The 22,374-nt window shown below is 43.7% G+C and carries 20 protein-coding genes; 1 reads left to right on the forward strand and 19 read right to left on the reverse strand.

Annotated elements, in window-relative coordinates:
• Window positions 1-228: 228 nt before the first annotated feature.
• The 12 genes from CD004_RS22095 to CD004_RS22150 all read right to left on the reverse strand — a co-directional run bounded on the left by CD004_RS22095 (window position 229) and on the right by CD004_RS22150 (window position 12,836).
• Complete coding sequence (locus tag CD004_RS22095; RefSeq protein WP_102264733.1) at window positions 229-1,518, reverse strand: adenylosuccinate synthase; 1,290 nt, start codon at window positions 1,516-1,518, stop codon at window positions 229-231.
• Between the two features lie 205 nt (window positions 1,519-1,723).
• Window positions 1,724-3,088 (reverse strand): replicative DNA helicase, encoded by a 1,365-nt coding sequence (dnaB, locus tag CD004_RS22100; protein WP_102264734.1) that lies wholly within the window; start codon window positions 3,086-3,088, stop codon window positions 1,724-1,726.
• Window positions 3,089-3,207: 119 nt separating this feature from the next.
• Entirely contained in the window at window positions 3,208-3,657 is a 450-nt protein-coding gene (rplI, locus tag CD004_RS22105) for a 50S ribosomal protein L9 (protein WP_102264735.1), read from the reverse strand.
• The gene (locus CD004_RS22110; RefSeq protein ID WP_102264736.1) at window positions 3,654-5,627 is read right to left on the reverse strand and encodes a DHH family phosphoesterase; all 1,974 of its coding nucleotides are present in this window, start codon (window positions 5,625-5,627) and stop codon (window positions 3,654-3,656) included. Before CD004_RS22110 ends, rplI begins: the two co-directional genes overlap by 4 nt.
• Before the next feature lie 30 nt (window positions 5,628-5,657).
• Window positions 5,658-6,599: a YybS family protein gene (locus CD004_RS22115; RefSeq protein WP_102264737.1), complete on the reverse strand. Its 942-nt coding sequence runs from the start codon at window positions 6,597-6,599 to the stop codon at window positions 5,658-5,660.
• 185 nt (window positions 6,600-6,784) lie between these two features.
• Entirely contained in the window at window positions 6,785-7,021 is a 237-nt protein-coding gene (gene rpsR, locus CD004_RS22120) for a 30S ribosomal protein S18 (RefSeq protein ID WP_079507585.1), read from the reverse strand.
• Between the two features lie 50 nt (window positions 7,022-7,071).
• A complete protein-coding gene (gene ssb, locus CD004_RS22125; RefSeq protein ID WP_079505977.1) occupies window positions 7,072-7,557 on the reverse strand; it encodes a single-stranded DNA-binding protein in 486 nt (161 codons plus the stop codon).
• A 78-nt stretch (window positions 7,558-7,635) separates the two neighbouring features.
• Entirely contained in the window at window positions 7,636-7,923 is a 288-nt protein-coding gene (rpsF, locus tag CD004_RS22130; protein ID WP_102264739.1) for a 30S ribosomal protein S6, read from the reverse strand.
• Between the two features lie 244 nt (window positions 7,924-8,167).
• Window positions 8,168-9,268, reverse strand: a complete 1,101-nt coding sequence (ychF, locus tag CD004_RS22135; protein ID WP_102264740.1) for a redox-regulated ATPase YchF — start codon at window positions 9,266-9,268, stop codon at window positions 8,168-8,170.
• Window positions 9,269-9,625: 357 nt separating this feature from the next.
• Complete coding sequence (locus CD004_RS22140) at window positions 9,626-11,629, reverse strand: molybdopterin-dependent oxidoreductase (RefSeq protein ID WP_102264741.1); 2,004 nt, start codon at window positions 11,627-11,629, stop codon at window positions 9,626-9,628.
• Between the two features lie 86 nt (window positions 11,630-11,715).
• Entirely contained in the window at window positions 11,716-11,910 is a 195-nt protein-coding gene (locus CD004_RS22145) for a DUF951 domain-containing protein (protein ID WP_102264742.1), read from the reverse strand.
• A 17-nt stretch (window positions 11,911-11,927) separates the two neighbouring features.
• Complete coding sequence (locus CD004_RS22150) at window positions 11,928-12,836, reverse strand: mechanosensitive ion channel family protein (protein WP_102264743.1); 909 nt, start codon at window positions 12,834-12,836, stop codon at window positions 11,928-11,930.
• Between the two features lie 412 nt (window positions 12,837-13,248).
• Between CD004_RS22150 and yyaC the strand changes: the two genes are divergently transcribed.
• Entirely contained in the window at window positions 13,249-13,881 is a 633-nt protein-coding gene (yyaC, locus tag CD004_RS22155) for a spore protease YyaC (RefSeq protein ID WP_102264744.1), read from the forward strand.
• A 235-nt stretch (window positions 13,882-14,116) separates the two neighbouring features.
• On the opposite strand, the gene CD004_RS22160 is transcribed toward yyaC, so the two are convergent.
• The 7 genes from CD004_RS22160 to mnmE all read right to left on the reverse strand — a co-directional run bounded on the left by CD004_RS22160 (window position 14,117) and on the right by mnmE (window position 22,234).
• Window positions 14,117-14,827 (reverse strand): DUF554 domain-containing protein, encoded by a 711-nt coding sequence (locus tag CD004_RS22160; RefSeq protein WP_102264745.1) that lies wholly within the window; start codon window positions 14,825-14,827, stop codon window positions 14,117-14,119.
• 69 nt (window positions 14,828-14,896) lie between these two features.
• A complete protein-coding gene (locus tag CD004_RS22165; RefSeq protein WP_102264746.1) occupies window positions 14,897-15,745 on the reverse strand; it encodes a ParB/RepB/Spo0J family partition protein in 849 nt (282 codons plus the stop codon).
• Complete coding sequence (locus CD004_RS22170) at window positions 15,738-16,499, reverse strand: ParA family protein (protein ID WP_102264747.1); 762 nt, start codon at window positions 16,497-16,499, stop codon at window positions 15,738-15,740. Before CD004_RS22170 ends, CD004_RS22165 begins: the two co-directional genes overlap by 8 nt.
• Window positions 16,500-16,786: 287 nt before the next feature.
• Window positions 16,787-17,680, reverse strand: a complete 894-nt coding sequence (gene noc / locus CD004_RS22175) for a nucleoid occlusion protein (protein WP_102264748.1) — start codon at window positions 17,678-17,680, stop codon at window positions 16,787-16,789.
• 180 nt (window positions 17,681-17,860) lie between these two features.
• Window positions 17,861-18,577 (reverse strand): 16S rRNA (guanine(527)-N(7))-methyltransferase RsmG, encoded by a 717-nt coding sequence (gene rsmG / locus CD004_RS22180; protein WP_102264749.1) that lies wholly within the window; start codon window positions 18,575-18,577, stop codon window positions 17,861-17,863.
• 259 nt (window positions 18,578-18,836) lie between these two features.
• Window positions 18,837-20,720 carry a tRNA uridine-5-carboxymethylaminomethyl(34) synthesis enzyme MnmG gene (mnmG, locus tag CD004_RS22185; protein WP_102264750.1) on the reverse strand — a complete coding sequence of 628 codons (1,884 nt, stop codon included), beginning with the start codon at window positions 20,718-20,720 and terminating at the stop codon, window positions 18,837-18,839.
• A gap of 128 nt (window positions 20,721-20,848) precedes the next feature.
• The gene (gene mnmE / locus CD004_RS22190; protein WP_102264751.1) at window positions 20,849-22,234 is read right to left on the reverse strand and encodes a tRNA uridine-5-carboxymethylaminomethyl(34) synthesis GTPase MnmE; all 1,386 of its coding nucleotides are present in this window, start codon (window positions 22,232-22,234) and stop codon (window positions 20,849-20,851) included.
• Between the last annotated feature and the right edge of the window lie 140 nt (window positions 22,235-22,374).

Consider the following 22,374-nt stretch of genomic DNA (forward strand, 5'->3'; position numbering starts at 1 on the left):
GCTGTGCTTTCCTTAATTTTGTTTAATTTTATAAAGAGAAATTTACTAACAATAGGTTAATTCCGCGAAGTTAGAATCTATTTCCGCGAAGTATACTTGTATTCCCGCGAAAAACCGCATTAATTCCGCGAATTCATGCCGGAATTCCGCGAACTGAAAACAACTGGGACTCCCTCTATAAAAAACAAGCCCCCAATCCTAATCATCGGGGGGCTTGTTCAATAATTATTATGATCTCCAAGGGCTGCGGACGACATTTGTCTGAGTTCTGTCCGGTCCGACTGAGAAAATTGACAATGGGATGCCTGTCAGTTGTGAGATGCGCTCAAGATAGTGTCTTGCGTTTTCTGGAAGTTGATCAAGTGATTTCACGCCTGTGATATCTTCTGTCCATCCTGGCAGCTCCTCGTAAACTGGCTCACATTCAGCAAGTGTCTTTAAGCTGGCTGGGAACTCTTCGATCAACTCTCCCTTGTATCGGTATGCCACACAGATTTTAAGCGTTTCAATTCCCGTTAAAACATCGATAGAGTTCAATGATAAGTCAGTGATTCCGCTGACACGGCGCGCATGGCGGACAACGACGCTGTCGAACCAGCCGACACGGCGTGGACGGCCTGTTGTGGTACCGTATTCGCGTCCTACTTCACGAATCTGGTGGCCGATTTCGTTATCTAACTCTGTAGGGAATGGTCCATCGCCTACACGAGTCGTATAAGCTTTAGAAACTCCTACAATGTGGGTAATTTTAGTCGGTCCTACACCGGAACCGATTGTCACACCGCCAGCTACTGGATTGGATGATGTAACGAATGGATATGTTCCCTGATCGATGTCGAGCATGACGCCCTGTGCACCTTCAAATAGTACACGGCGTCCTTCATCCAAAGCATCGTTCAAAACAACGGATGTGTCGACCACATAATGTTTGATTTGCTGTCCATACTCATAATACTCGTCTAAAATATCTTCAAGTTTAAATCCTTCAGTTTCATAGATGCGCTCAAGCAGGCGATTCTTCTCCTCGAGATTGCGTGTTAGCTTCTCCTCGAAAACTTCCCTGTCAAGAAGGTCGGCAATCCTGATTCCCGTTCTCGCAGCTTTGTCCATGTATGCAGGACCTATGCCCTTCTTGGTGGTACCAATTTTATTGGCACCCTTGCTCGCTTCTTCTACTTCATCAAGTTTCAAGTGATACGGAAGGATGACATGCGCGCGGTTGCTGATTCGCAGGTTGTCTGTCGTTACATTTTTATCGTGAAGATAGGCAAGTTCCTTCACGAGCGCTTTTGGATCCACAACCATGCCGTTTCCTATGACGCTTATTTTATCTTTATAGAAAATTCCTGATGGAATCAAATGCAATTTATATGTTTCACCATTGAACTTTATTGTATGTCCTGCGTTGTTACCTCCCTGGTAACGGGCAATCACTTCTGCATTTTCTGAAAGGAAATCAGTAATCTTCCCTTTTCCTTCGTCTCCCCATTGTGTACCAACTACTACTACGGATGACATATAAAAAGCACCTCCAAAGGTATACGGTTATTTTTTTCCGTTTCAAACATATAAAGTTTACCAGCAATAATAGTACAAAGTCAACTAAACACGAACATTAATTTTATTTTATTATTATTTCGTTCGTAAAACTCTGCATCCTATATAAACTAAATATAATATCAACCAAAAAAAAGAGAATCAATCCATAAAGGATCAATTCTCATTATGCCCCAGGTGGAGCGTACGATTCGTCATACCTGTTTTCAATGTTGACGAATTTATTGTATTCTTTTACGAATGCCAGCTTAACGGTTCCTACCGGGCCGTTACGCTGCTTGGCGATGATAATTTCAATGATGTTCTTGTCTTCGGATTCCTTATCATAATAGTCATCACGGTAAAGGAAGGCAACGATATCGGCATCCTGCTCGATTGAACCTGATTCACGGATATCGGACATCATCGGACGCTTGTCCTGTCGCTGTTCCACACCACGGGAAAGCTGGGAAAGAGCGATTACAGGGACCTGTAATTCACGAGCCAGTTGCTTAAGTGAACGTGATATCTCGGATACTTCCTGCTGACGATTTTCGCCGGCACGACCGCTCCCGAGGATCAGCTGCAGGTAGTCAATCATGATCATGCCCAGGCCTTGTTCCTGCTTTAAGCGGCGGCATTTTGACCTGATATCAGTAATTTTGACACCTGGAGTATCATCAATGAAAATCCCTGCATTGGACAGACTTCCCATCGCCATCGTCAACTTGCCCCAGTCTTCATCATTCAGGGATCCTGTACGCAGTCTCTGGGCATCGATATTCCCTTCAGCACAAAGAACACGCATGACAAGCTGTTCTGCACCCATCTCCAAACTAAAGATCGCAACATTCTCTCCAGTCTTTTTCGCAACGTTCTGAGCAATATTCAAGGCGAATGCTGTTTTACCAACAGATGGACGTGCGCCAACGATAATCAAATCGTTACGCTGGAATCCAGCTGTCATTCGATCAAGCTCGGTAAATCCAGTTTCAAGGCCGGTAATATCCCCTTTACGGTTATGCATTTCCTCGATATTATCGTATGTCCTGACAAGGACATCTTTTATATTATGGAAGGCTCCTCCGCCTTTGCGCTGGGCAACCTCCATGATGTTCTTTTCTGCTTCGGCAAGTAATGCTTCGACTTCATCCTCTCGCATATAGCCATCTTCAGCGATGCCTGATGCTGTCCGGATCAGCCTTCTCAGCAGTGATTTTTCCTCTACAATTCTAGCATAATACTCTATATTAGCAGCCGTCGGTACCGATGCAGCCAATTCACTTAAATAACTGACGCCGCCAACATCTTCAATCAGCTTGGACGATGCCAGTTCTTCTGTAACGGTCACCAGGTCGATGGCTTTGCCTTTATCATTTAAATCCAGCATAACGGTGAAGATTTTCTGGTGTGCAACACGATAAAAATCATCAGGTAATAGAACTTCTGAAGCAAGAGTTAAAGCTGATGGCTCTAAAAATATTGCGCCAAGTACGGCTTGTTCCGCTTCCATGTTTTGCGGCGGAAGTCGATCCGCGAATAATTCACTCATCTGCCTGCCCCCTTACAAAGTACTCTCTTTCCTCAATGAAAAAGATGATCAGCAGAACCGATCACCTATTTCTGTAACTATATTATTTTATCATGTTTACGGCTATATGGAACTGTAAATTATTTACCTTCTTTTACGTGGACATTCAAAGTTGCCTGAACATCTTTATGAAGCTTGACAGGAACCTTTGTGTATCCAAGTGTGCGAATTGCATCCTGGAGTTCGATTTTTCGCTTATCAAGCTTGATGCCATTAGCTTTTTGTAGTTCATCAGCAATCTGCTTGCTTGTGATTGAGCCGAAGAGACGTCCATCTTCTCCAGATTTCGCGGATAATTCTACTGTAACTTTTTCCAGCTTTTCCTTCAAAGCTTTCGCATCTTCAAGCTCCTGCTGAGCCACCTTCTCTTCTTTCTTCTGCTGTGCGTTCAGGGAACTCATCGCGGCTTGATTTGCTTCAACTGCAAGTCCCTGTTTAATCAGGAAATTGTGTGCGTAGCCATCAGCCACATTTTTGATTTCGCCTTTTTTGCCTTTTCCTTTAACGTCCTTCAAAAAGATTACTTTCATTCTTTTTGTCCCCCTTCTAAATAATCCTCTATCGCATTTTGTAAAAGTGTTTCGGCCTCATCCGTAGTAATGTCATACATTTGCGTCGCAGCATTGGTTAAATGTCCGCCACCTTCGAGATTTTCCATGACTACCTGAACATTGATTTCCCCAAGCGATCTTGCGCTTATGCCTACCGTGTCTTCTGATCTTTTGGAGATCACGAATGACGCTGACACGCCGTCCATCGTCAGGAGTGTATCTGCTGCCTGTGCAATCAACACCTGGTCGCAGTATACATCGTCCTCTCCCTTTGAAATGACAATGCCATCCCGGTAAAAATAAACATTCTCTATAATTTTTGCTCTTTTAATATAAGTATTAATATCTTCTTTTAAGAACTTCTGGACAAGAACAGTATCCGCACCATGGCTTCGCAGGTATGATGCAGCGTCGAAAGTTCGAGCCCCTGTCCTTAAGGTGAAGCTTTTCGTGTCGACGATGATTCCAGCCAATAAAGCTGTAGCCTCAAGCATCTGGATTTTCCCATTCTTCGGCTGATATTCTAGCAATTCCGTGACTAGTTCAGCCGTTGATGAAGCATATGGCTCCATGTATACGAGCAGCGGATTTTTAATGAATTCCTCTCCCCGTCGGTGGTGATCGATCACGATGACGTTCTCAATTCGGTTCAACAATCTCTCATCAATGACAAGTGATGGCTTATGCGTATCGACAACGACAAGCAATGTGTCATCAGAAGCAATTTCATACGCCTGTTCTGGTGTAATGAACCTTGAGTAAAGAGATTCGTTTTCCTTAATCTCATCCATCAAGCGCTGTACACCTGTATCAATCTCATTTTTATTATACACAATAAAGCCTTCACGCTTGTTCATTTGTGCAACTTTAAGGATACCGATTGACGAACCAATTGCGTCCATATCCGGATTCTTATGTCCCATGATCAAGACCTTGTCACTTTCAATAACCAATTCCTTCAATGCATGAGAAATGACTCGCGCCCTTACCCTTGTGCGCTTTTCAACAGGATTCGTCTTGCCGCCATAAAACTTAACTTTGCCGTTAGGCTGTTTGATCGCTACCTGATCGCCGCCACGTCCCAAAGCCAAATCCAGGCTTGATTGCGCCTGTGTTCCGAGTTCTGGAAGCGATGAATAACCTGTACCGACTCCAATGCTCAAAGTTAATGGAACATTTTGCTTAGATGTTGTTTCCCTTACTTCATCAAGAATCGTGAATTTGCCTTTTTCAAGCAGCCGGAGAATATGTTCACTGAAAACAGCGATGAATCGTTCAGAAGAAACCCTCTTAAGGAATACCCCATTATTGGTAGCCCATTTATTTAAAATAGAAGTCACAAGACTGTTCAAGCTGCTTTTCGTCTGGTCATCCATTCCCTGAGTCAGTTCCTCATAGTTATCAAGATAAATAATAGAAATGACCGTGCGCTCATCATGGTACATTTTTTCAATTTCTGCCTGTTCGGTCACATCGAAAAAGTAGAGCAGCCGTTCCTCAGGTTTGTGAATGACTCTAAACTTTCGGTCATGAAGAGTGATGATTTCAGTTTCTACCTCTTGCTTAATCAATGGAATGACCGCATCGGCTACATCATACAGCGATTTGCCGACAAGCGAGTCTTCATTGAAACTAGCAGCAATGAAAGGATTCGTCCACTCAATATAGTAGTCCTCATTGATTAGCATGATTCCAATCGGCATTTCCATCAATGCTTCTTCGCCGACCTTTTTTACACGATAAGACAGTGTGGAGATATACTCTTCCGTCTCTTGCCTTATTTTATGATTCACTTGAAAAATGAGATATATCAACAGGCCAGTGAGAATGAACCCTGCAGCCCCTATAATCCAGTTATAGTAAGACAGAAATCCAATTAGCACCAGTGTTACGGCCATCAATCCATACAATGGATAACGTATTTGCCGCCTCTCTAAATAAGAAGGCATGTGCTCAGCTCCTAAAGCGTTAGTTTCTGATTACTTCTTCTCCCCAAGACGTTTTCTTAAGTCAAACCCTAAATCAATTATACCTAATATCCTGACAATATAAAGAACAAATGGCAGGAGGAAGGTCAGGACAATGACGATGATTGGAACAGCTTTAGGATACCGTTTCATATGTGTTACATAAAAGACTAATGAAAGACCTTGGAGAACCATCAGCATCTGCAGTATGAATGTAAGATTGGAAATTGCCCAGTACCAGTAAGTCCCTTTTTCCGGCTGCATGATTAATGCTGCAATCATCGCGATGAGATAGTACCATAAGATACTTTTTGGCAGATTCAATTCCCTGAATGGAGGCCAGGATGGCACCTTGATCCCAAAACGCTTTAAGAAGGGGAATGAGACAAGCTGAAGCAGGAACACAATCAAAAATGAAGCCATGACGAACATGCTTGGCATAAGCACTTCCATCATATCGATCATTGTTTCGAATTGCTTGATGAGTTTCTCATCAGGGGTCTGCCCCATTTGTTCCAGCATTTTGATTGCCTGGTCGGTAGAGACTCGAAAAGCCTCCATCAGTTCTTCGATAATATTAATTTTAAATAAGATGACCGACAATGCATATTGTGCCACTAAATTCAAAAGAAACACGAGGGAACCTGCTATGTATGCTGTAGACCTGCTTTTCCCTTCCCTGACCATGTAACCCATCACAGCACCAGTCGTACCATATGCCAATGCAAGCGGGATTGCCAGAAGTGACCCTAGGATCATCGATAATAATACAGCGGCGATCGTAAACACAGCCGTACTTTTGCCGTCATACTTAGCACCGAAAAACAGAAATGGCAAAGAAAGAAAGAGGTTCACAACTAACCCCAGGCCAGGTATATAAAAAGTGATCAACAATAAAACCGCAAAAATCGCTAACAGGATGGCTCCTTCCGTTAGCTTGTATGTATTCTTCATAATCCACCTCACAGAAATGCATATGCGCCTTGGTCATCTGCTCTAGACCACGTTAGTAAACTTTTCGCATCTAAAATAACCGATAAGAACTATTTTAGCTTCTTAAGCACTGACAAGCAAACGAAGTGCCATAAAACTAATATAAAAGGCAGCGGGTTGCCCCGCTGCCTTTTAAAATCCGATCATTATTCGCCTGAAACGTATGGCAGTAATGCCATTTGACGAGAACGTTTGATTGCAACTGTCAATTTACGCTGATATTTAGCGCTAGTTCCAGTTACACGGCGTGGTAAAATTTTACCGCGCTCAGAGATGAATTTTTTTAGAAGATCAACATCTTTATAATCAATCTTAGTGATTCCGTTTGCTGTGAAGTAGCAAACCTTACGGCGTTTTGCACGTCCGCCTCTGCGTCCACCCATTGCCATGGTCATTTCCCTCCTTGTGTATTCATTTTTACGTCCGAGTTATATTAGAATGGAAGATCATCATCTGAAATGTCGATCTGGCCGCCACCTGCAAATGGATCTTCATCTACTTTTGTATAACCTTGGTTCTGGCGTTGATTCTGATTCCCAAATGGGGAACCTTGATCATTTTGACGGGAATAACCGCTATCCCCTCTGTCTGAAGACTGTCCTTTTGGCTCAAGGAACTGAACACTCTCAGCAAGAACTTCTGTAACGTATACACGCTTACCATCTTGTCCTTCGTAGCTGCGAGTTTGAACTCGTCCATCAACACCTGCAAGGCTGCCCTTCTTCAAGAAGTTAGCAACATTTTCGGCTGGACGGCGCCATACCACACAGTTGATGAAGTCAGCTTCTCTTTCCCCCTGCTGGTTGGTAAATGAACGATTTACCGCAAGAGTGAAAGTAGCCACCGCAACTCCATTCGGTGTGAAACGTAATTCAGGATCCTTGGTCAAACGACCGACAAGAATGACACGATTCATCATCAGAATCAACTCCTTCCCCCCAGCTAGAATGTTCCATGTGAAACATTTTCCGCTGAAAGTTTATATTTATATCATTAATTATTCTTCTTCTTTAATTACGATGTGGCGAAGGATATCTTCGTTGATCTTAGCAAGACGAGAGAATTCCTCAACTGCTTCCGGAGTAGCGTTTACCTTAACAAGCTGGTAGTAGCCATCACGGAAATCATTGATTTCATAAGCAAGGCGGCGTTTGCCCCATTCCTTAGCTTCTGAAACTTCCGCACCGTTTTCTGTAAGGATTGAGCTGAAACGCTCAGTAAGAGCCTTTTTAGCTTCCTCTTCAATGTTTGGGCGGATGATGTACATAACTTCGTACTTTCTCATCACTGTCACCTCCTTTTGGTCTAAACGGCCCCATTACAGGGCAAGGAGTAATTGTTTAATTACTCACAAGATGAAATTATATCACAGAATATATTCAAAGGCAACGCTATGTATAGCAATTCAACTTTTCATATTCTGGACTATTAATTTATTTAATAAAATACTAACATACGTTCGTGTTTTTGTCCAAGTTTTTTCTCTGAAAATAAAAATTCCACCCTGCATTAAGCAGGGCGGAAATGGATTATACATTGAAACGGAAGTGGATGATGTCTCCGTCTTTTACTTCATATTCTTTTCCTTCAAGGCGGACTTTTCCAGCTTCTTTGGCTGCTGCCATGGATCCGGCTGCAAGAAGATCATCGTAGTGGACTGTTTCTGCACGGATGAATCCACGCTCGAAATCAGAGTGGATGACACCTGCACACTGAGGTGCTTTCATGCCATGACGGAATGTCCATGCACGGACTTCCTGGACACCAGCTGTGAAATATGTTGCCAGTCCTAACAGACTGTAAGCTGCACGGATCAATTGGTCCAAACCTGATTCTTCAATGCCTAGTTCCTCTAGGAACATTTGCTTTTCTTCACCTTCAAGCTCAGCGACTTCTTCCTCGATTTTTGCACTGATGACGATTACTTCTGCGTTATCTTTTTGTGCAAACTCGCGGACTTTCTGTACATATTCATTTCCGCTTGGATCAGCGACATCTTCTTCACCTACGTTAGCAACATACAGCATCGGTTTGATTGTAAGCAAATGTAGTTGTTTAACGATTTTCATTTCTTCTTCAGTGAATTCGACCGCGCGAGCTGGTTGTTCAGCTTCAAATGCATCGCGCAGGCGAGCCAGGATTGGAAACTCAATAGAAGCTTCCTTATCTTTTTGCTTTGCTAATTTCTCGACACGGCTAATTCTTTTTTCAACCGACTCCATGTCAGCAAGAATCAATTCCAGGTTGATTACCTCAATATCGGAAATAGGATCTACTTTACCGGCAACGTGTGTAATATTATCATCCGCAAAGCAGCGGACAACCTGGCAGATTGCATCCACCTGGCGGATATGGGAAAGGAACTTGTTTCCCAACCCTTCACCTTTGCTCGCTCCTTTAACGATTCCAGCGATGTCAGTGAATTCAAAAGCAGTTGGCACAGTCTTTTTCGGCTGTACAAGCTCAGTCAATTTAGTTAAACGATGGTCAGGAACCTCAACGATTCCGACATTCGGGTCAATCGTACAGAACGGATAGTTGGCTGATTCAGCACCAGCCTGTGTGATCGCATTAAACAATGTAGATTTCCCAACGTTAGGAAGTCCAACAATACCTGCTGTTAAGGCCATCCATGTCACTCCTCTATTTAAAAATATATCTATTCAAGCAAGAATCACCTAAACGATTTTTTCCTCTCACAATTATAGAGATTACGAAAGGAAAAGACAAGCTTGTAAACGGAAGCTATGGGTACACTTTTTTTCCTTAACGGACTCTATTGGTGACCTCTTTTCCAGTAATCTTGCATTTTCGGATGCCAATAAGCTCTATTGGTGACCTGTTTTTCAGTTTTCCTGGATTTTTGGGCGCCAATAAGCCCCATTGGTGACCTCTTTCTGGATTTTCCTGAATTTGAGGGCACCAATGAATTGATCCTTGCCCTCCTGAAAAGAAAAACCGCACTCTATGAAAGTGCGGCAAAACAATCATCTATCTTTTTCAATTTTTTCAATATTAACGAGGCAATCATATAATGTGCTTCCGAATCCGTTGTCTGATTCCCTGCTTGAAGTCAGCTGGTTGACGGTACCGCCGAACCGGGCACTCAATCCTTCGTCGATATTCACGGTTCCCGGGTGGGCAGCCTTTAGGATCGACACCTTACCATGGATTTCGCCTCTGTCATTCCACACACGGACATAGTCCTGGTCTTTCAACCCTTTTTCAGCAGCGACGCTACCAGCAATCTCTACTTTCACGTAAGGTTCTGGCTGGAACAGGTGGTAATGCTGCGAATGGTTGGAACGCAGCGGATGAATCGACAGCAATGTATAAGGATACTTTTCTGCCAGTTCGGGATTGCTCCATTTTGTTTCGGTCGGCAAAGACAGCTTGATGCGGCCGTCAACGACTGCAGAAGAGGTGAATTCATACTTGCCGCTTGGCGTTTTGAATTTCCGGTCAGCCCATGGAACCTCATCCACTGGCAGCTCGGCAAACTTTTCCTCACGAATTTTTTCGAGAGTAATGCCCTTCTGCGACAATGAAACAAGCCCCTTTTCCATGAATTCTTCTCTGGTAAAATCAAACTCCTTGCCAAAGCCTAATCTGTTTGCCAGTTCAGTCCAGATCCATGCATCTGGCTTTGCTTCTCCTGGCGGTTCTACCAGCTTCGGCCCGTGATTTACATAATGATGGTACATGGAAGAATAGTAAACATCCTCGACCTCAAAAGCAGTGGCAGCCGGCAAAACATAATCTGCAAGCTCTGCTGTATCCGTCATGTACTGATCGATTACCACGAGAGTTTCGAACGATTCAAAAGCCTCTCGCACCCTATTCGTATCAGGTACCTGTGTCAGCGGATTCCCGCACGTGACAATTCCCATTTTTATTTCAGGATCAACGGCTGAAAGGATTCCCTCTGCCTGCCTCATCATCGTAAATGTGCGTGAAGAACTTTTCCTCTCAGCCATGGTCATATTTTGGTAGTCGAAGCTCTGCCCTACCTGCTTATTCGCATAGTTGGCGCCGCCGCCAGGAATGCCGATATTGCCGCTGACAGCTGCTAGGGCGTCAATTAGCCTGATTGTATTTCCGCCATTTTCATAGCGCTGCATACCTAAGCCCATAATCGTTGAGACAGGGCGGTCAGCATATACTTCAGCAAGCTGGGAGATTGTTTCCACCGGCACTTCAGCTGCTTCACTGATATATTCTAACGAAACGCTATCCAACAAAGCTTTTAAATCATCGAAGCCTGTAGAATGGTTTGCCAAAAACTCCTCGTCCTGCAAATTCATTCGCAGCAGTTCTTTCATGATGCCAGCCGCTAAAAGTCCGTCGAAGCCTGGTTTTATGGAGATATATTCATTGGACAGCTTAGCCGTTGCATTATAAATAGGATCGATCACATATATTTTCGTGCCGTTCTTTTTCACAGCCTGCAGGTTTTGAAAAAGATGCATATTCGTACGTGCGACATTTCTGCCCCAAATGACGACATGTTTGCTGTTTTTCAAATCCTCAGGTGCATGGCTGTAGGCATCCCCCAAATCCCAATTCTGAGCTTCAATCCCGGCTCCCCAGCAAATAGAACCTGTCAATTCAGTTACTCCGCCATATAAGTTAAAAAAGCGGCTGTCGAGATTGGTGAGCAAACCACCGTTGGCATAATCGTGGCTGTGCAAAACGGAAGTGGTGCCAAAACTCTCTTTATAATGAGCCAGCTTTTCTGCAATCTCATCCAGCGCCTGCTCCCAGGAAATCTGCTGGAAACTGCCCTCGATTTTTTTCAGTGGATATAGTAATCTATCTTCTGAATTCGTCCGGTTTTCAAGCATTCTTCCCCGTCCGCAGATTTTTCCCTGTGTGATCGGATGCTCCGGATTGCCTTCAACCTTCTTTACTTTTCCATCCTCGACGGTAACAAGAAAACCGCAGCTGTCCCAGCAATTCAACGGACATGCTGAATGATGTACTGTTGCCACTTCCTCATCTCCCAACTAAATCTCTATATTCGTTCTCTAATTTTATTAATAAGGATAATACAATACTGATAAAAAAAGAAGCAGGATCATTCTTCCTGCTTCGATAGAACTTTCTTTACTTTTCTTGTGAACTCTTTTCTTGGAATCAAGACGCTGTGTTCGCAGCCTTCACACTTGATTCGGATATCCATGCCAAGGCGGATGATTTTCCACTTGTTGGTGCCGCAAGGATGTGGTTTTTTCATTTCAACAACATCATTTAGTTGAAACTCGTGGTCCAATAGTAAAACCTCCTTGTTTATTTACCGAATTCTTTCTGTTCTCCGCCTTCCTGGCGTGAGTACATGACCATTCTTGGGAATGGAATCTCAACTCCATGTTCATCAAGGACACGCTTTATATCTTTGCGGAGCTGTCTCCCCATATACCAGTGTTTCATCGGAAGGGATTCCGCCACTATACGAAGGATAACCTCAGACGCTCCAAATTGCTGTACACCCAAAAGTTCAGGTGTCTTGACCAGTTCTGGGTATTTTTCTGTCGTTGTCTCCAAGTATTCCTGAAGCACTTTTTCGGCATACTCAAGGTCGCCTTCGTATGCAATGCCAATGTCAAGGACAGCGACACTGTTATAAAGCGAGAAGTTGGTGACTTCCACGATGCTGCCATTAGGAAGGATATTGATTTCCCCTGTAAAGCTTTTAATCTTCGTCGTCCGCAGCCCAATTTCCTCCACAGTTCCTTCAAATTGTCCGATTCTTACATAATCGCCAACCGAGAACTGGTCTTCAAAAATAATGAAGAAGCCGGTGATGATGTCTTTCACCAGACTTTGCGCACCAAATCCGACAGCCAGGCCGACGATTCCCGCACCAGCAAGCATCGCCTTTACATCGATCGTCAGTGCCGCAAGAATGGACATGATTGCAATAAAATAGACAACATACGTTAGCACATTTTCCAGCAACTTCATCAGGGTTGCTTCACGTCGCTCTGTGATCCTTAGCGGCCCCCTCGTCCTGACTTTGAAGAAGTTACGAATCGCAATCTTGCCAATTCGGATGAACAAACCTGTGATAATCAGGATGGCAATGATCTTTAAAACACCTTCCCCAATCGCAAACCAAAGCTGTTCATCCATGAGTTTGTCGCTTATTCTATTTAAAAATATCTGAGATCTAGTCAGACTCTCTTCTGCTTTCGTCATTTTCTCACCTACCTGTAAAATTCACGCTTACATTAGTGGCTCTGTATAAAAGAGCCTCATTATTAAACGTTATGTAACAATCTAGAAGATTTCATACAAACACAATCATTTTAACAAGTTTTATAATGGAGTTAAAGAAGGATGTTTCTGTAAGTTGATGGCATTATGAACGTTAGCAGTTCAGCAGCATGTTTTCATTCAATTTCAACATATTATTATTCTAATATAGAATCATCATTTTTCGATAGAGACCAAACCCTTATAATCCCTTTGATAAAAAATAAGTCCTTTTTCCTCTGCAAAAAATCCACTGCTCCAAAAGACCGTGTTTAAATCTTTCTGTTTACAGGTATGTATAGATTACAAAAAAAGTCCGTATACTGATAGTACGAATTTTTAAGGAGTTGATCCAATGAATCTCAAAAACCATTTTTTCGAGCGGAAGAACAATGTGGCAAAAATTAACCATGAAGATGAGCTGGCTGCCGAAAAGCTGGCTTCTGAAATCCTGGACCATTTGCCTAATTTCAGCACACGCCCAATTGTTTTTGTCTGTATTGGAACTGACCGCTCTACCGGTGATTCATTGGGTCCTCTAATCGGAACGCTGCTGCAGGAAAAAGAAATCGCACCTTACCATGTATATGGAACACTCGATGATCCGATTCATGCTGTAAATATGGATGCGAAACTGGCCGAAATCAAGCAAAAACACTTCAATCCTTTTATAATCGGCATAGACGCTTGCCTTGGCCGATTAAAAAGTGTAGGCTCCATCCAGGTAGGCAACGGGCCCGTCAAGCCTGGTGCCGGAGTGAATAAGGAACTGCCCGAAGTCGGAAACATGCACATTACCGGCATCGTCAATGTCAGCGGGTTCATGGAATTCTTTGTATTGCAAAATACAAGATTGAACCTCGTTTTAAAAATGGCAAAAACAATCGCAAACGGTATTTTCGAGAGCAGTCAGCAACTACCGAAGAAACAAGATTGGCCAAAGTTGAATTGGGATCTTGAAGCTGAGCAGCCTACAGTTGCGGAATGACGAGTCTAAAAATGCCTGAAAGGTATCCAGGCATTTTTTTATTTTTCCCGCACACCAATCCTTTTTGAAACAAAGAGTGTGACAAGGCCGATTATTAACGAAATGAGAAAAGGAACAACAAACCACCCTGGCATCACAATCGTCCAATAAAGCAAGTAAGCAGTTATCACAAGAGTCAAAATGCTAAGTATAAATAATATACTGGAGAAAAACTCTTTCACGACGAACTCACCGCTTAGATCCCAATCATATAATGTGAGATCGTGACAAGAACACCGGTTACAATAATACCTGGAAGCAGGTTCGCAACCCTGATTTTCGTTAATCCGATCAGGTTCAAGCCGATGGCGAAAATCATGACGCCCCCGGTTGCCGTCAACTCAAGAATAAAGCTGTCCATCAATGCTTGCGGGATAAACTTATCAATTTGTGTCGCAAACAAGGCGATCAATCCCTGATACAACATGACGGGAATCGCGGAAAAAAGAACACCAATACCTAGCGTAGTTGTCAGAATTAATGCCGTAAAGCCGTCAATGATCGCTTTGGTATAGAGGACGTCATGATCGCCGCGGATCCCGCTGTCGAGAGCACCGATAATAGCCATCGCTCCAATGACAAAAATCAGCGTCGCAGTCACAAATCCCTGTGAAATACTGCCTTCCCCTTTTGACCCAAGCTTTCTTTCAAGCCAGTCCCCGGTCGCATTCAACTTATCCTCAAGCTTCCATGCTTCACCAAGAACTGCACCAATCACAAGACTCAAAATAACAATCAGGAAATTGGCACTTTTAAAGCCCATTTGCAGTCCCAGCACAATTACCGCAAGCCCGATACCATGCATGACTGTGGCTTTCATATTTTCAGGGATTCTCGTCAGAAGCCTGCCCAGCAAGGTTCCTATGATAATCAATAGCCCATTAACAATGGTGCCAAGTAAAAACATATTGTTCACCTATCTTTAGATTTTGTATGAATACGGATATGTAAAAAAAGAAGCCATCAAATTGATAGCTTAGGAGTTTTGTTGATCTAATAGTTCCAGAATCCGTTCTAAATCATCTTTCGAGAAAAACTCTATTTCAATTTTCCCTTTATTTTTGGATTGTTTGATGTTAACAGTGGTGCCGAAGCGTTCACGAAGCGTAGTTTCCCGCTCTCGAATGAAAACATCTTTTGTTACCTTCTCTTTTTTTGTTTCACGTGGAACAACTTCGTTCATCTGCTGGATCAGCTGTTCAAGCTGGCGGACATTCATCCCATCTTTAAGGATTTTATCCACCAGGATCGGAAGCTTGTCTTTCTTCCTCAATCCTAAAAGCGCGCGGCCATGCCCCATTGAAATCTTGCCATCTGAAATGAGTTGCTGGATTTTAGGAGGCAGCGAAAGCAAGCGGATATGGTTAGCCAGATGCGGTCTGCTTTTGCCCAGCCTTTTCGCTAACTCTTCCTGGGTGAGTTTCAGCTTCTCAATCAAAGTTTGATAGGCGATTCCCTCTTCAATTGGATTCAGGTCTTCCCGCTGAAGATTCTCCAACACGGCAAGCTCCATCATTTGCTGTTCATTCAATTCACGGACGACTGCCGGGACTGTCTCCAGCTTTGCTTCTTTTGCTGCTCGGAAACGCCTTTCCCCAACTACGATTTCAAAGCCTTTTATTGTTTTCCTGACAATAATCGGCTGAAGGATTCCATGTTCCTGGATCGATAGCTTCAATTCCTCAATCGCTTCCGGCTGGAAAACTTTCCGTGGTTGATAAGGATTTGGCCTTATTTCTTTAATGCTTATTTCCTGGACTTTTTCGTCTTTACCGGCTTCCTCTTTAAATAAAGCATTCAATCCCTTACCTAAGCCTTTAGCCATTTGCAACCACTTCCTTTGCAAGATCTAAATAAACCTCTGCCCCGCGGGACTTTGGATCATAAATGATAATTGGCTCTCCATGGCTTGGAGCTTCACTTAGACGGACATTCCTTGGGATGACAGTCTTGTACACCTTATCCTGGAAGTACTTCTTCACCTCTTCGATGACTTGAAGTCCAAGATTCGTACGCGCATCGAGCATCGTCAGCAGGACGCCTTCAATCTTCAGGTCCTGGTTCAAATGCTTCTGTACAAGTCGGACAGTATTCAGGAGCTGACTTAGCCCTTCAAGTGCATAATACTCGCATTGGACAGGGATTATGACGGCATCTGAAGCAGTCAAAGCATTCAGTGTCAATAAACCAAGGGACGGCGGACAGTCGATGATAATATAATCAAAACGATCCTTCACTTCCTCAAGAGCCCGCTTCAGGCGAACCTCCCTTGAGATTGTGGGCACAAGCTCGATTTCTGCTCCAGCAAGCTGGATGGTCGCAGGAATTGTATATAAATTTTCTACCGCTGTTGGATGAATGACATTTTTGGCTTCAACATCGTCAACAAGAACATCATATATGCATTGCTCAACATCTGCTTTTTCAATTCCCACACCACTCGTTGCGTTCCCTTGAGGATCCGTATCGACAAGCAGCACTTTTTTTCCTATGTATGCCAGGCACGCACCGAGGTTCACTGATGTAGTCGTCTTGCCGACTCCACCTTTTTGATTCGCAATCGCGATGATTTTTCCCACATTGTCACCTACTTTCAAACCCGTAAAATAAAATATTCAGCTTTATCAAGCAAAAAAGGCATTAAATAAAGCTTTCTCAGCAACTCCGAACGGAATAATGCCGAAAAAAGCAATCATGTATTCTATTTTATCATGAATCAAGATAGTTGATAGAATTTTTATAAAAAAGTAATAATCCAGTAATATGACAGTTCTATTATACAAAAAACATCTTTACCAGGTGATTGACTCAGTTGGAATTTGCCAACAAAAAAGCGGGAGACAGCCTGTCCCCCACTAGCAATCTATTATTTCTTCTTTGGTATGCGAATCGTGAATTGATAGAACTCTTCAAACTCTTCTTCTTCCGAATCGAGATTGATGCCACTGTCGGAAACCATTGTCAGCGACTGGCGGATTGTATTGACCGCAATCCTCATGTCCTTGCTAAATGCCTTCCGTTTTGGCTTTGGTTTTTCTTCATTTTGACTCAGAAGTTTGACGACGCGTTCTTCCGTTTGTTTGACATTGAGGGATTTCTCTACGACCTCTGCCAAAACCTGCACCTGCAGCTGCGGATTTTTCAACGGGATTAACGAACGGGCATGCCGCTCTGTGATTTGCTTGTTCAAAAGCGCATCCTGTACTTCCTGTGGAAGTTTTAGCAATCGGAGCTTATTCGCAACTGTTGATTGACCTTTTCCCAGTCTTTGCGCCAGGGCTTCCTGGGTTAAGTTATGAATTTCCAGTAATTTCCCATAAGCCATCGCTTCTTCAATCGGTGAAAGCTCCTCACGCTGGAGGTTCTCGATCAAAGCAACAGATGCCGTTTCGGAATCGGATAAGTTTTTAACGATTGCAGGAACCTCTTCCCACTCAAGCTTTTTCATCGCGCGCCAGCGGCGTTCGCCTGCAATGATTTCGAATTGATCTTGATCGAATTCCCGGACGACGATTGGCTGGATTACTCCATGTATGTGAATGGTACGGGCCAATTCTTCAATTTTTTCATCATCAAATACAGTTCTTGGCTGGTATCTATTTGGAATAATATGGTCAATCGGGATTTTCTTTATTTCTTCGTTATCTATATTGTCAATATCCTCAACGGTCTGTTCTTCCACTTGGTTCTGTTCTTCCACCTGGTTCCGTTCTTTTTCCTTTTCCCCAAGGCCAAAAAAGCGCGAAAGAGAAGGCTTCATCACCCTACACCACCTTTATGAACTCCCTATTACATATTCTCTATAAAAATGACAAGTTCCTGCCTATAGACTCTATTATAAACTAAATTCATTATTCAAAATAGGACAAAAAGCGTAAGCACACCAATCATGCCCGGACCTCTCTGAAGCTCATTCCAGGCTGAAAGGGATCAGGAAACTCTATTCGATAGGCGTTTTATTCGGAGTTCCCGGTTTTCTTGGATACTTCTTAGGTGTTGGCTTTTGTTTATTAATGATTAAAATATTCCGTTCACTCTCTTCCACAGGCAAAGTGAATGAATGGGCGGATTTAAGCTCTCCGCCAAGAACACTGATCGCTTTTTCACCAACCTGCAGTTCCTCTCCTGCCTGGTTGCCCTTCATAGCGATGAATGTCCCGCCAACTTTCACTAGCGGAAGGCAAAGTTCGCTTAATACTGACATTCTGGCAACAGCCCTGGCCATAACTGCTTCATATTTTTCACGATGGGCAGGATTTTGTCCGAAAGTCTCAGCACGATCATGAATGAATGTTGTTCCCTCTAGTCCCAATTCTTTCGAAAGCTGCTCCAGGAACGTGATTCGCTTATTCAGGGAATCAACAATCGTCACTTTAATTTCCGGGAAAGCAATTTTAATCGGGATACTCGGGAAGCCGGCACCGGCACCAACGTCGCACAAATTGAGCGGCTTATTAAAATCAAAATAAAATGCTGCAGAAACGGAATCATAGAAATGCTTCAAGTACACTTCAGGCTTTTCTGTGATCGCAGTCAAATTCATTTTTTCATTCCACTCGACGAGCATGTGGTAATACTTTTCATATTGTTCCATTTGCTTCTGTGAAAGCTCGATTCCCTTTTCAGCGAGCAAAGCTTTAAATTGATCTGTATTCATAAGCCAACCCTTTCTGTTCTTGCTGGTGGATTCAAAAGAAAAGCGTAAGCGCCTTGGTCAGCCCCGACAAGCGCTGCCCGCCTATAACGCCACGTCCTGTGGCTGGCGGGTCTAGCACATCGTGTGCCTCGGAGGGCCGACAGGTGAAGTCGTTCTTTGACTTCATTGACAGGATCGAAGCGTCTCAAGGGGCTAGGCGCTGGAGCTAGACACTAATCTACGTGGAGAAATTGATACTTTCTCCAATTTAAAAAACTTACTATTTAATCCGTGCAATACGCCCTTGTTCCAAATAAACGAGCAGGATTGAGATATCTGCAGGATTCACACCTGAGATCCTCGATGCTTGCGCCAATGTCAGCGGACGTACTTCTTTCAATTTTTGACGAGCCTCTGTCGCCAATCCAGAAATGGCATCGTAATCAATATTTTCCGGGATCTTCTTATCTTCCATCTTTTTCAGCCTTTCAACCTGCTGAAGTGATTTCTCGATATAGCCCTCATATTTGATTTGAATTTCTGTCTGTTCCTCTGTTTCGAAATCAAGTTCGCCAGCTGCAGGAACGAGCTTCTTGATATGCTCATAAGAAACTTCAGGACGCTTCAATAAATCTGAAGCACGGATACCATCCTTCAATTCACTTCCGCCAATCGAACGGATCAGTTCCTGAACCTCTGCTGACGGTTTGATGATGATCGATTGCAGGCGTTGTTTCTCACCTTCAATCGCTTCTTTTTTCGCTAAAAATTTCTGGTAGCGTTCTTCGGTAATCAAGCCGATTTCGTGGCCTTTTTCAGTCAAGCGAAGATCTGCATTGTCATGACGCAGAAGCAGGCGATATTCTGCTCTTGATGTCAACAAACGGTACGGCTCATTCGTTCCTTTAGTCACGAGGTCATCAATCAATACTCCGATATAGGCATCGGCGCGGCTTAGGATGACTTCTTCTTTGTCCAATGCCCTTCTGCCGGCATTGATTCCCGCCATGATTCCCTGGCCGGCAGCCTCTTCATAGCCTGAAGTACCATTGATTTGGCCTGCAGTATAAAGATTTTTAACTATTTTCGTTTCCAGTGTTGGCCACAGCTGCGTCGGCACGACAGCATCGTACTCAATCGCATAGCCAGCACGCATCATCTGGACTTTTTCCAGGCCAGGAATGGTCTGTAGGATCTTATGCTGGACTTCTTCCGGCAAGCTCGTTGACAATCCCTGCACATAAACCTCCTGAGTGTTCCTGCCTTCCGGCTCCAGGAAAATCTGGTGGCGCGGCTTGTCATTGAACCGGACTACCTTATCCTCGATGGATGGGCAGTAGCGTGGGCCAGTACCCTTAATCATTCCGGAATACATTGGTGAACGGTGCAGATTATCATCAATCAGCTGGTGTGTATGCTCATTCGTATACGTCAGCCAGCAAGGAAGCTGGTCTGTAATGTATTTCGTCGTTTCATAGGAAAATGCACGGTGGACATCATCACCAGGCTGGATTTCGGTTTTAGAATAATCAATTGTGTCACTGTGGACACGCGGCGGAGTCCCAGTTTTAAAACGAACAAGATCGAAACCAAGTTCCTCAAGATGCTCCGAAAGTTTGATGGACGGCTGCTGATTGTTTGGACCGCTTGAGTATTTCAATTCGCCGAGGATGATTTCTCCGCGCATATACGTACCCGTCGTGATCACGACTGTTTTCGCACGATAAATGGCTCCAGTCTGGGTAATGACACCTTTACATTCGCCGTCCTCAATAATCAGGCGCTCAACCATGCCCTGGACCAACGTAAGGTTCTTTTCATTTTCCAGCGTCTTTTTCATTTCATTCTGATAATCGAATTTATCAGCCTGGGCCCTTAACGCACGTACTGCAGGACCCTTTCCTGTATTCAGCATCCTCATCTGGATGTATGTTTTATCGATATTACGGCCCATTTCTCCGCCCAGAGCGTCAATTTCCCGTACAACAATACCCTTTGCAGGTCCGCCGATTGACGGGTTGCACGGCATGAACGCAATCATATCAAGATTGATGGTGATCATCGCTGTTTTCGCACCCATGCGCGCCGGCGCGAGGGCCGCCTCAACACCCGCATGGCCGGCACCAACTACAACCACATCAAAATTTCCGGCTTCATAACCCATCCTGCTGCCTCCTTTTATGCTGCAATCAAGCTCTTATAAGTAAAAAGAATCTATATAGTCCAAAAGTGCTACATCTCTATTTTCCGTAGCATTCTAGAAAGTTTTTCGAAAATAATTTTTATATTTATTTATTTCCCTAAACAGAACTGAGAGAATAATTGGTCAATCAAGCTTTCATGCACACTTTCACCTATTACTTCGCCAAGCAGCTCCCAGGAACGAGTCAAATCTATTTGGACGATATCAATTGGCGTTCCCATTTCGACACCGCTGATCGCCTCTTCAATCGAATGAACAGCCTGGTTAAGAAGTGCAATATGCCGGCTGTTCGAAACATACGTCATGTCTCCCGATTCAATTGCACCTGAAAAGAATAGGCTAGATATCGCTTCTTCCAGCTCATCCACTCCCCTGTCCTCAAGCAAGGAGGTCGTCACGAGCGAATAATCCTTTGCAAGCTCCTTCACTTCATCCAAATCAATTTTTTTCGGAAGGTCTGTTTTATTGACGATGACAATGACGTCCATCCCCTCCACCGCTCTGAAAATGTTCCGATCCTCTTCCGAAAGCTCATCCGAATAGTTCAGAACGAGCAAGATCAAATCCGCTTCCTTCAAAACTTGGCGAGAGCGTTCGACGCCAATTCGTTCGACGATATCTTCCGTTTCACGGATTCCTGCTGTATCGAGCAGTCTTAAAGGAACACCGCGAACATTTACATATTCTTCAATGACATCGCGAGTGGTTCCTGGAATATCGGTAACAATCGCTTTGTTTTCATGTACAAGGCTGTTAAGCAATGAGGATTTGCCTACATTAGGGCGGCCAACAATGACAGTTGACAGTCCTTCACGAAGGATTTTCCCTTGCTGTGATGTTTGCAGAAGCTTTTCCAGCTCCCCTTTTACATACTTCGCCTTTTCCAATAGCATGTTATGCGTCATTTCCTCTACATCATCGTACTCCGGATAATCAATGTTCACTTCCACATGAGCAAGAATTTCGAGAATTTCCTGACGCAGCTTCTGAATTAGCCTTGATAGGCGTCCCTCCATCTGGCCAAGCGCCAAGTTCATCGCACGATCCGTTTTCGCTCTGATCAAGTCGATGACTGCCTCCGCCTGGGAAAGGTCGATCCGTCCATTTAAAAAAGCCCGTTTTGTAAATTCCCCCGGCTCCGCCAGTCTCGCTCCCTGATTCAGAACAAGCTGGAGCACACGGTTTACAGAAACAAGACCCCCATGGCAGTTGATTTCGACTACATCCTCTTTCGTGAATGTTTTCGGCCCTCTCATAACAGAGACCATTACCTCTTCGGCAACTTGTCCAGTTTTAGGATCAATCAAATGGCCGTAATGGATTGTGTGCGAAGCCACTTCACTAAGCTTCTTGCTGCCAACACCTTTGAAAAGAAGATCTGCTATTTCAAAAGCTTGATTCCCGCTTAAACGGACAATCGCAATCGCACCCTCACCCATCGGCGTAGAAATCGCCGCAATCGTATCAAATTCCATTTGCTCACCCCGCTTTTCTGCAAAAAGTATATATATCAAAAGATTAAAGTTTGTTTTCTACAAATTACTAGAATACCACATCACTTTAGTGAAAAAAAGAAAGGAATCCTCGCAACTAAGATTTTATCCACAACTGATAA

Source organism: Mesobacillus jeotgali, assembly GCF_002874535.1.
Classification (GTDB): Bacteria; Bacillota; Bacilli; order Bacillales; family Cytobacillaceae; genus Mesobacillus; species Mesobacillus jeotgali.